This window comes from Deltaproteobacteria bacterium, from assembly GCA_019308995.1.
In the GTDB taxonomy this organism is placed as follows: domain Bacteria; phylum Desulfobacterota; class Desulfarculia; order Adiutricales; family JAFDHD01; genus JAFDHD01.
This window is the reverse complement of record JAFDHD010000005.1, coordinates 65,736-75,699: the sequence shown is the minus strand read 5'-3', so window position 1 is coordinate 75,699 and position 9,964 is coordinate 65,736. Positions and strand designations below refer to the sequence as shown.

Annotated in this window: 7 protein-coding genes; all 7 read left to right on the top strand. The window is 54.7% G+C overall.

Annotated elements, in window-relative coordinates:
• Positions 1-52: 52 nt before the first annotated feature.
• A complete protein-coding gene (locus JRI95_02160; GenBank protein MBW2060346.1) occupies positions 53-2,722 on the top strand; it encodes an FAD-dependent oxidoreductase in 2,670 nt (889 codons plus the stop codon).
• Between the two features lie 78 nt (positions 2,723-2,800).
• On the top strand, positions 2,801-3,154 hold the full coding sequence (locus JRI95_02155) for a hydrogenase iron-sulfur subunit (GenBank protein ID MBW2060345.1): 354 nt from the start codon (positions 2,801-2,803) through the stop codon (positions 3,152-3,154).
• Positions 3,155-3,178: 24 nt separating this feature from the next.
• Entirely contained in the window at positions 3,179-3,847 is a 669-nt protein-coding gene (locus tag JRI95_02150; GenBank protein MBW2060344.1) for a methylenetetrahydrofolate reductase C-terminal domain-containing protein, read from the top strand.
• The gene (locus JRI95_02145) at positions 3,844-4,776 is read left to right on the top strand and encodes a methylenetetrahydrofolate reductase (protein MBW2060343.1); all 933 of its coding nucleotides are present in this window, start codon (positions 3,844-3,846) and stop codon (positions 4,774-4,776) included. Before JRI95_02150 ends, JRI95_02145 begins: the two co-directional genes overlap by 4 nt.
• A 68-nt stretch (positions 4,777-4,844) precedes the next feature.
• A complete protein-coding gene (locus tag JRI95_02140; GenBank protein ID MBW2060342.1) occupies positions 4,845-5,222 on the top strand; it encodes a response regulator in 378 nt (125 codons plus the stop codon).
• Between the two features lie 188 nt (positions 5,223-5,410).
• A complete protein-coding gene (locus tag JRI95_02135; GenBank protein ID MBW2060341.1) occupies positions 5,411-6,727 on the top strand; it encodes an MFP transporter in 1,317 nt (438 codons plus the stop codon).
• Positions 6,724-9,855: an efflux RND transporter permease subunit gene (locus JRI95_02130; GenBank protein MBW2060340.1), complete on the top strand. Its 3,132-nt coding sequence runs from the start codon at positions 6,724-6,726 to the stop codon at positions 9,853-9,855. Before JRI95_02135 ends, JRI95_02130 begins: the two co-directional genes overlap by 4 nt.
• Positions 9,856-9,964: the final 109 nt, after the last annotated feature.

Genomic DNA, 9,964 nt, shown 5'->3' with positions numbered 1-9,964 from the left:
GCGCCGCTGGCGTGATATTCCGGTGGAGGAGAAAAAGAAGCCCAGGCTTAAGATGCCCAGTCTTCCGGTTGAGGAGCGGCTCAAGGGTTTTGAGGAGGTTGAACTGGGCTTTGACCCGGAGCTGGGCATGGCCGAAGCGGCCCGGTGCATCTCCTGCGGCATCTGCTGCGAGTGCTTCCGCTGCGTGGCGGCCTGTCAGGCCGAAGCCGTGACCCGCGTCACCCACGCCATGGAGAGTAAGACCCTGGAAGTGAATGTCGGCGCCGTGATTCTGGCCCCAGGCTCAGAGAATTACAATCCTGATTCCCTGGCAAATTACCATTACGCTGATCACCCCAACGTGGTTACCGCGTTGGAGTTCGAGCGCATTCTGGCCACCGGCGGGCCGACGGTCGGTCACCTGACCCGGCCGGGAGACGGGAAAGAGCCGTCCCGGATTGCCTTCCTGCAGTGTATCGGATCGAGAAACATCAACCAGGATGACAACGGCTACTGCTCCAGTGTCTGCTGCATGTATGCGGTCAAGGAAGCCATCGTCGCCAAAGATCACAGCCAGGAGCCTCTGGACTGCGCCATCTTTTATATGGACATGCGGACCTTTGGCAAAGATTTCGAGCTTTACCGCGACAAGGCCGAGGCGGAAGGGGTGCGATTCAAACGCGCTCGCGTCCACAGCATTGACCCGGTCCGCGGCACCGGGGATTTAAGTCTGCGCTACTACACCGAAGGACAAGGGATCGTGGTCGAGGAGTTTGACATGGTCGTTCTTTCGTGCGGCCTTCAGATTCCCGAGGACGTGGCGGAGCTGGCGGGACTTTTGGACGTGGAGCTGAATCGTTACCGCTTCGTGAAGTCGTCTCCTTTTACACCCGTCTCCACCAGCCGCCCGGGCATTTTTGCCTGCGGGGTCTTTACCGGTCCCAAGGATATTCCCAGTTCGGTCGTCGAGGCCAGCGCCGCGGCCAGCGCCGCGGGTGTGACCTTGAACCAGGCGCGGGGGACGGAGACCCGGACGGTGCATTTGCCTGAAGAGTTGGACGTTACCGGCCAGGAGCCTAGAATCGGTGTTTTTGTCTGCAATTGCGGCGTCAATATCAGTGCCGTGGTGGATGTTCCGGGCGTGGCTGAATATGCCGCCGTCCTGCCCAACGTCGTTCACGTCGAGCAGAGTCTTTTCGCCTGCTCCCAGGACGCGCAGGACAAGATGAAGGAGATAATCAAGGAGCAGAACCTCAACCGGGTGGTGGTGGCCTCCTGCTCGCCCCGGACCCACGAGGGCCTGTTTCAGGAGACGCTCCAGGCCTGCGGTTTGAATAAATACCTTTTTGAAATGGCCAATATTCGGGACCAGAATTCCTGGGTCCATAAAGACGACCCCGCGCTGGCGACGCACAAGGCCGTGGACCTCGTGAAGATGGCCGTGGCCCAGGCCAACCTCCTCAAGCCTCTGATTGAAAAAAGAATCAAGGTTAATAAAGCCGCGCTGGTCGTGGGCGGAGGCGTGGCCGGGATGAACGCCGCCCTTGGCCTGGCAGATCAGGGCTATGAGGTGACGCTGGTCGAGAAGGAGCCGCAGCTTGGCGGCCTGGCCACTGAATTGACCACCACCATCGAGGGGGCGGATATCCAGGAATACCTTCACCGGCTGATTCAAAGAGTCATGGAGCACGAAAAGATCGAGGTCCTGACTGAATCCCTCATTGTGAGTTTTGCCGGTGTCCAGGGAAATTTCACGACCGAGGTCATGGTCGGTCCGGCCATGTATGAAAGAAAGATTGATCACGGTGTGGTCATTGTGGCCAGCGGCGCTCAGGAGTATCAGCCCCGGGAATACCATTACGGGGAAGACGACCGCGTCATGACCCAGATTGAATTGAGTAAACGGCTGGAGCGGCTTGGCGCTTCTGATCTCAACCAGGTGGTTATGATTCAGTGTATCGGGTCCAGGAATGAGGAAAACCCCAACTGTTCCCGCGTTTGCTGCCAGTCGGCGGTAAAAAACGCCATCCATATCAAGGAGTTGAACCCAGAGGCCGGCGTCATCGTCTTGAACAGGGATATGCGGACCTACGGCCTGCTTGAGGACTTTTACACCGAGGCCCGGCGGCTGGGGGTGGTCTTTGCCCACTATGAGCCGGATAACCCGCCCCGGGTCGAGTCTGGGCCGGACGGCGTTCACGTCACCTTCCGGGATGACATCCTCGATCGGGATGTCACGGTGGCGGCCGATCTGTTGACTTTGAGCGCGGGCATGGTGGCCGAGGACACCGAGGAGCTGGCCTCCATACTCAAACTCTCCCGTGATAAATCAGGCTACTTCATGGAAGCGCATGTCAAGTTGAGGCCGGTGGATATGGCCAAGGATGCTATCTTTGTCTGCGGCACGGCGCACGGGCCTAAACTGATCTCCGAAAGCATATCCCAGGCCCTGGCGGCCGCTTCCAGGGCCGCGACGTTTCTGGCCCAGTCGGAGATAACCCTTTCCGCGGTCACGGCCAGGGTTGATCCGGAAAAATGCGCTTCCTGTCTGATCTGCGTGCGCGTCTGTCCTTTTGAGGTGCCGCGGATCAATGAGGAAGGGGTCAGTGAGATTGATGAGGCCCTCTGCCAGGGGTGCGGCGTGTGCGCGGCCGAATGTCCGGCCAAGGCCATCGAACTCAACTGGTACGAGGACGACCAGCTTATAAGCAAGGTTGACGCCTTACTGGAGGGAGTCTTGTAAATGGAAGAATTCGATCCGGTCATCATCGTTTTTTGCTGTTACTTCTGAGGATATACAGCGGCGGACCTGGCAGGTTCGATGCGGCTTCAATATCCCAGTACGATCAGGATTATCAAGGTCCCTTGCACGGGCAAGGTGGATATTATTCATATCCTGAGGGCCTTTGAAAAAGGCGTGGACGGCGTTTATGTTGTCGGCTGTCTGGAAGGCGACTGCCGTTTCAACACCGGAAACCTTCAGGCTCGGAAGCGGGTGGAACAGGCCCAGAAAATCCTGGAAGCCATTGGCACGGGCGGCCAGCGCGTTCAGATGTACAACCTGTCTTCCAGCGAGGGGCCCCGTTTTGCGCAGATTGCCCAGGAGATGACGGAAAAAATAAAAGAGATGGGTCCAAATCCAATAAAGCTGGTCAGGAAACAAAAGGTGGCTTGAGAACCGGGAAAGGGGGTCTGTTTAATGATTGTCGCCGAGAAGAAGCCGATTGAAGAGGTTATTGAGAGCTTGCAGGAATACCGAAAAATCCTGGTAGCCGGGTGCAATGAATGCGTGACGGTGTGTGAAGCCGGAGGCAAGAAGGAAGTGGGTATCCTGGCCTCGGCCCTGCGCATACACTTTTTGAACCAGGGCATCGAGGTTAAGCTCGACGAGGTGACCCTCGAACGTCAGTGCGACCCGGAGTATCTGGAAGAAATAAGAGGCGTCATTGATCAATACGAGGTCATCCTGTCCCTGGCCTGCGGGGCAGGCGTTCAGTTCATGGCCGAGAAATACCCGGCCATGCCCGTCATTCCGGGCGTGAATACATGCTTTATCGGCGTGAGCGAAGAAAGAGGCGTCTGGAGCGAAAGATGCCAGGCATGCGGCCAGTGCATTCTGGCTCAAACGGGCGGAATCTGCCCCATATCGCGGTGTTCCAAAAGGATGCTCAACGGACCCTGCGGCGGATCAACCAATGGCAAATGCGAAATCAACCCTGACATTGACTGCGGCTGGCAGCTAATCATTGACCGGCTTAAAAGCCTGGGCAAGCTGGATGCCTATGAACAGGTCACCCCAATCAAGGATTGGTCCACTGAAAGGGCCGGGGGACCTCGAAAGGTGGTCAGGGAGGATGTGAAACTATGAAAACCGCCACCAACAGCAAGCTGGAACAAATACTCGCCGCCGGCCATCTGGCCGTGACCTCAGAGTGTGGACCGCCTCGAGGCAGTGACGGCGAGGTCATCACGAAAAAAGCCAACATGATCAAGGATCATGTGGACGCCATAAATATCACCGATAACCAGACCTCGGTCACCAGGCTCTGCAGCCTGGCCGCCTGTATCCGGCTGAAACAGATGGGGCTGGAGCCCGTGCTGCAGATGGTTACCCGGGACAAAAACAGGATCGCCCTGCAGAGCGATATCCTTGGGGCGGCTTCCTTTGACATCCGGAATATCCTTTGTTTGACCGGAGATCACCAATCCTTTGGCGATTGTCCCCAGGGGCAGAACGTGTTTGACTTAGATTCCATTCAGCTGATTCAGACCGTGAGGCTGATGAGGGATGAAAGCAAATTTTTGGGCGGCGATGATATCGAACAGCCGCCTCGGATGTTTGTGGGCGCGGCGGCCAACCCCTTTGCCGACCCCTTTGAAATCCGTGTGCCCAGACTGGCTAAAAAAATAGCCGCTGGTGTGGAGTTCATTCAAACCCAGTGTATTTACAACCTTGAAAAATTTGAAACCTATATGAAGATGGCCCGCGATCGGGGCCTGCTGGAAAAGGTCTTTATCCTGGCCGGTGTAACGCCGCTCAAATCAGCGGGCATGGCCAGGTATATGAAGAACCGCGTTCCAGGCATGGACGTGCCGGACGAGGTGGTCAAGCGCATGAGTGACACCCCTAAAAAAGATCAGTCCAAGGAAGGCGTCAAGATCTGCGTGGAATCCATGCAGCGGTTGAAAGAGATAGAGGGGGTGAGAGGATTTCATGTTATGGCCATCGAATGGGAAGAGATGGTGCCAGAGATCGTGGAGGCCGTCGGTCTTTATCCGAGACCGCAGGTCAGTTAGCCTTTTACAAACGTCCTGATTTATTATTAAATAAATGATATAAATACCCAAAGGAAGGAGCGTAACATATGGCCTCGTATATTTTAGTCGTGGATGATGAACCGGACATCGTGGAAACCGTAGCCATGATGCTGGAAAGCAAGGGCTGTGAGGTCGGTCGGGCGTATGACGGCCTCGAGGCCGAGGAGTCCATCAAAGCGCGGCGTCCAGACCTGGTCCTCCTTGATGTCATGATGCCCCGGAAGGACGGGTATGTCCTTTGTGCCGAACTCAAGGCCAGTGAGGAGACCAGGGATATTCCCGTTGTTTTGCTGACCGCGGTCGGCGATAAGGTCACCAGCTCCCGGTATTCTCATGCCGATGGTATGTCCACCGAAGCTGATGATTATATTCCCAAGCCTATTGAGACCAAGATTTTGTGGAAGATAGTGAGCGATTTTCTATAAATTGAGGTTGATTGTTCATGGGTGAATCTGGGAGGAACCCTTTCGGTTAGAAAAGGTTCCTCAGTTCGTTCGCAGGCCAGTCAACCGGCTGTTAGTAATTCAATGCCGGATTTCATGGATAAGCCGGAAATATTCGATGAAGCCATGATTCACCTGTGAGGTATTTTTAAACGCAACAAGGCAGGAACATGATGAAAAAGTGGATCAGGAGACTGTGGTTTGTACCACCGGTTGTTATTGGTGTGGTGGCGGTATTGCTAGCGCCAAGCCTCATAAATTCGCCCAAAAAGGTGGAGACCAAGCCGCTGGCGGTTAAGGTTCGTGTTATCAGAGTGCTGAATCTGAAAGTTCGGCCGACGATCTCAGGCTACGGCATCACCCAGCCTGGGAGAATCTGGGAGGCGGTATCCGAAGTCGCGGGCCAGGTGGTTTGGGTTTCTGATAAGCTGAAGAACGGCCACTTCGTTGAAGCCGGTACAGAGCTCCTTCGAATCGACAATTCCGCCTATCGCCTCGCTCTAGCGGAGATCGAAGCCCGGCTGAACGCTATTCGAGTCAAGGAGCGTACTACCAAGGCCAGCTTGACCATTGCCAAACGAGATTTCGATCTACTGAAGGCGGAATTTAAACGCAGTAAGTCTCTGGCTTCGAGAGGGACTACGGCTAAAGCAGCGTTTGAGGCGGTTGAACGGAAAGTCTTGAACGGAGAGGCTGCTGTCCAGAATCTGCGTAACGCGCTGTCCGTCAACAGCGCTGAGAGGGAAGTACTCATACCTCAGAAAGCGAGAGTTGAACTCGATCTCGATCATACCGTTATAAAAGCCCCATTCGATGTTCGGATCGGCGAAGTCAAAATCAACCGGGTCCAATACGTCAATAAAGGCCAACTTCTTTTTAAGGGTGACGGCATGGATGTTACCGAAGTCGAGGCCCAATTCCCGATCGGCAGGCTTCGACCACTGATCGAAGGAAAGGAAATTAAGCCGGGATCAGTGGCCGGCACCAAAGCCCCCGGCGCTCTTGATCTGGACGCCGTGCTTCGCCTGCACACCGGGGTTCATACCATAGAATGGGAGGCCCGGGTTGACCGGGTATCCGGCGCCATTGACCCGCAAACCCAGACCCTCGGAGTGGTGGTGGCGGTAGATGATCCTTACTCGAAGGCTGAGCCAGGCAAGCGGCCACCGCTGGCGCGAAATACGTTCGTAGAAGTGGAATTGCGCCGTAAATCCCTTGTGAATCAATTGGTAGTTCCCGTTTTTGCTCTCCATAAAAGTACGGTATATGTGCTGGATGAAAACAATCGGCTTGATATCCGCCCGGTTAAAGTCCGTTTTACCCAAGGGAGTTTTGCGGTTCTGGTCGAGGGGGTAAGCCCAGGCGAACGCGTGGTTCTTTCTGATCTGGTCCCGGCGGTGCAAGGTATGCTCCTCGATCCTGTAGAGGACAAGCGAACCGAGAAACGGATCATCATAGAAGCTACGGGCAAGGAAGGCAGGAAGTGATCAGGTATTTCGCGCAACACCCCACGGCCGCCAACATGCTTATGGTCGCCGTGATGGTCCTGGGATTGTCCGCGCTGCCAAAACTACAGAAGGATACTTTTCCCGTTATCCCGCCAACAGAAGTGGAGATCCGCGTTCCATACCCCGGCGCCACTCCGGCTGAGGTAGAGGATGCCATTTGCCAACGCATTGAGGATGCGCTCGATAGCGTCTCTGACCTGGATGAGGTGCGGTGCGACGCCCGCGAGAACTTAGCTATCATCACAGCTCAAATGCAAAAAGGCACTGACATGGACGACTTCTTCAACGATGTGAAGTCGCAGGTCGAATCTATCACTACCTTTCCTGATAAAACCGAGAAGCCGTCAATCGTAAAATTGGAACGCACCGCTGTAGTCGCCAGTATAGCCGTTACCGGCAATATGACACCAATGGACCTCAAGGCTTACGCCGAGAAGGTTAAAGAACGCCTAAAACGAGACAAACGCATTGCCCAGGTCCGTCTGCTCGGTTTTTCCGACCAGGACATTTCTATTGAGATTCCTGTTGAGGTGCTGCGCCGCTATGGCCTTGGAGTAGGCGACCTGGCTGCCACCCTTGGACGCCAGAACCTCGATATGCCGGCTGGCATTATGGAAACCCGGGACGGCGATCTTATCGTCCGTTTCGCCGGTCAAAGGCGTGCTCCACAGGAGTTCACCGATCTAGTTGTTGTGTCGAGCCGTACCGGCGGTCAAGTGTTGCTCGGTAACATCGCGGCCATTGAAACGCGCTTCGATCATCCGGAAGAAAAAATTCATTTCAATGGGAAACGGGCCGCTCTGCTCGAAATATCAAAAACGTACTCCCAGGATTCCCTGTTCGTCATGGAGGCGATCAAGCAAAATTTAGAACGCGAACAAAGAATGGCGCCAAAGGGTGTGTCTCTAGAAATCAGCCAGGATGTTACATCGAACATCCGCGACCGCCTGCGCATACTGCTGGTAAACAGTGCGCAGGGTTTGCTGCTCGTGTTTCTCACCATGTGGGCCTTCTTTGGTCTCCGCTATAGCTTCTGGGTCACCATGGGTCTGCCGGTCTCATTTCTCGGGGCCATTTTTATCATGCAGGTGCTCGGTTACACCATCAACATGATGACCATGGTGGGCTTGCTCGTGGCGATCGGTCTGCTGATGGATGATGCTATCATCATCTCTGAGAATATCGCCGCTAACGTTCGCAAGGGCAAGGAAGCGCTGGAGGCCGCTGTTGACGGTACCCGCCAGGTTCTGCCCAGCGTGTTTTCGTCGTTCTTGACAACGGTTATTGTAGTCGGACCGCTTGCTTTCCTATCCGGACGCATAGGAGAAGTTCTTAAGTACTTGCCGGCCGTACTGCTCATTACACTGGCGGTGAGTTTCATCGAGGCGTTCCTCATTCTCCCTGCCCACCTCCGGCATTCCATCGCATCTATGGATAGTTCGCGGAGATCGCGGTTCCACAACTGGTTTGATGCCCGCTTCGATAGCTTTCGGGACAGAGTGTTCGGACCGCTTATTGATGCCGCTATCCGAATCCCCTATCCTGTACTAGGAGTTTTAATAGCTCTCGTTTTAATATCCTTCGCGGCCACATCATCAGGTCTCTTAAAATACCGAGCGTTCCCCGAGCTAGAAAGTGACATTATCCAGGCCCGCATCTTACTGCCTCAGGGTACGCCGTTGTCGCGGACCGAAGAGATCGCGCTTCGGGTGGAAAAAGCTCTTCAAAAATTAAACGATGAGTTTTCCGTACGTCAAAACAAAGGCCGGAGTCTCGTTAAGAATGTCTCGGTGTTTTACAATTCCAACGTGGACGCTAACGAGAATGGACCGCACTTGGCCACGATTAGCGCTGATCTGCTCAGGGCTGAGGAGCGTGTCGGCACCATCGAGGAGATGCTTACCCGTTGGCGCGAATTGGTTGGCCGCGTGCCCGATGTCATAGCGTTGAAATTCACCGATAAGGAGCGCGGTGTCGCTGGTAAGGCCATTGAAATTCGCCTGCTGGGCAATAATTTCGAGCAGGGCAAACAGGCGTCGCTCGAACTTCAGGACTGGCTCAGAAGTTTCGATGGCGTGCAGGATGTATCCGATGATCTTCGGCCGGGCAAGCCGGAACTGCGGATCCGGCTGCGTGAAGGCACCGGACCGCTCCGGGTAACGGCGCGCGCCGTGGCCGATGAAGTACGCGCGGCGCTCCATGGCGGTACCAATGTTACCGTCCAGCTCGGCAAAGAATCTTACGATGTCACGGTTCGCCTGGCCCCCGGTGATCGAAACAGCCTGGAAGATTTACGCTACCTCAACATTCGTTCCCAGGATGGGCGTCTGGTGCCGTTAACCGCCATCGCAGAGATCGAGCAGACCCGTCATTACTCTCGCGTTCACCGGATCAATGGCCAGCGTACTATAACTATACAGGGCAATATAGACACCCGGGTGGTCAATGCTCGTGAATTAATGGGAGTTACAAAAAAGGAGTTTATACCAAAATTAAAGAAAAAATACCCGAATCTCAGAATCTCCTTTCAGGGGCAGGGCAAGGAAAGCGGGAAAACAAGCAGTTCTTTGAACAATAATTTGATGATCAGCCTTATCGGCGTTTTCCTCATACTATGCTTCCAGTTCCGAAGTTATGTGCAGCCAATCGCGGTGCTGCTCGCGATCCCGTTGGGTTTCATCGGCGTTGTTTGGGGACATGTGCTAATGGGACTTGACCTTACCATGCCAAGTCTGGTTGGCCTCGCGACCTTGGCTGGTATTGTGGTCAATAATAACATCCTGCTGGTCTCGTTTATCAAAGAGCGGCTTGGCGAAGGTATGAATATCTCTGACGCGGCCCGGTTTGCGGCGCGAGGCCGGTTTCGAGCCATTGTCATCACCTCACTCACCACGATCGCGGCTCTTTTACCACTCCTTCTCGAAACCAGCACTCAGGCCCAATTCCTCATTCCCATAGTGGCCAGTTTAGCCTATGGTCTGTTTACCGCGACCATGCTGTCGCTGTTCTTGGTACCGGTCTTCTTCGTCATTCTCGAGGATCTAGGACTGTTACGGTGGGGGTCGGAAGGCACAGGAGATGAAGCATTCGCCACCCACGTAGTTTAGGTGTACAAGTCAAGACTTCATCTGACACATAGGCTATTTTCCCTGGTGTCCGGCTCATGTTAATTGCCCGTTAACGTCATGCCGCTTGCGCGGCAGCCGTCGTCTCCAC

What these genes read in the sequence shown, in the direction of transcription:
- JRI95_02140 (MBW2060342.1), top strand. Translation starts at nt 4,845, where the DNA reads ATGGCCTCGTATATTTTAGTCGTGGATGATGAACCGGACATCGTGGAA.
- JRI95_02150 (MBW2060344.1), top strand. Translation starts at nt 3,179, where the DNA reads ATGATTGTCGCCGAGAAGAAGCCGATTGAAGAGGTTATTGAGAGCTTG.
- JRI95_02160 (MBW2060346.1), top strand. Translation starts at nt 53, where the DNA reads ATGCCCAGTCTTCCGGTTGAGGAGCGGCTCAAGGGTTTTGAGGAGGTT.
- JRI95_02155 (MBW2060345.1), top strand. Translation starts at nt 2,801, where the DNA reads ATGCGGCTTCAATATCCCAGTACGATCAGGATTATCAAGGTCCCTTGC.
- JRI95_02135 (MBW2060341.1), top strand. Translation starts at nt 5,411, where the DNA reads ATGATGAAAAAGTGGATCAGGAGACTGTGGTTTGTACCACCGGTTGTT.
- JRI95_02145 (MBW2060343.1), top strand. Translation starts at nt 3,844, where the DNA reads ATGAAAACCGCCACCAACAGCAAGCTGGAACAAATACTCGCCGCCGGC.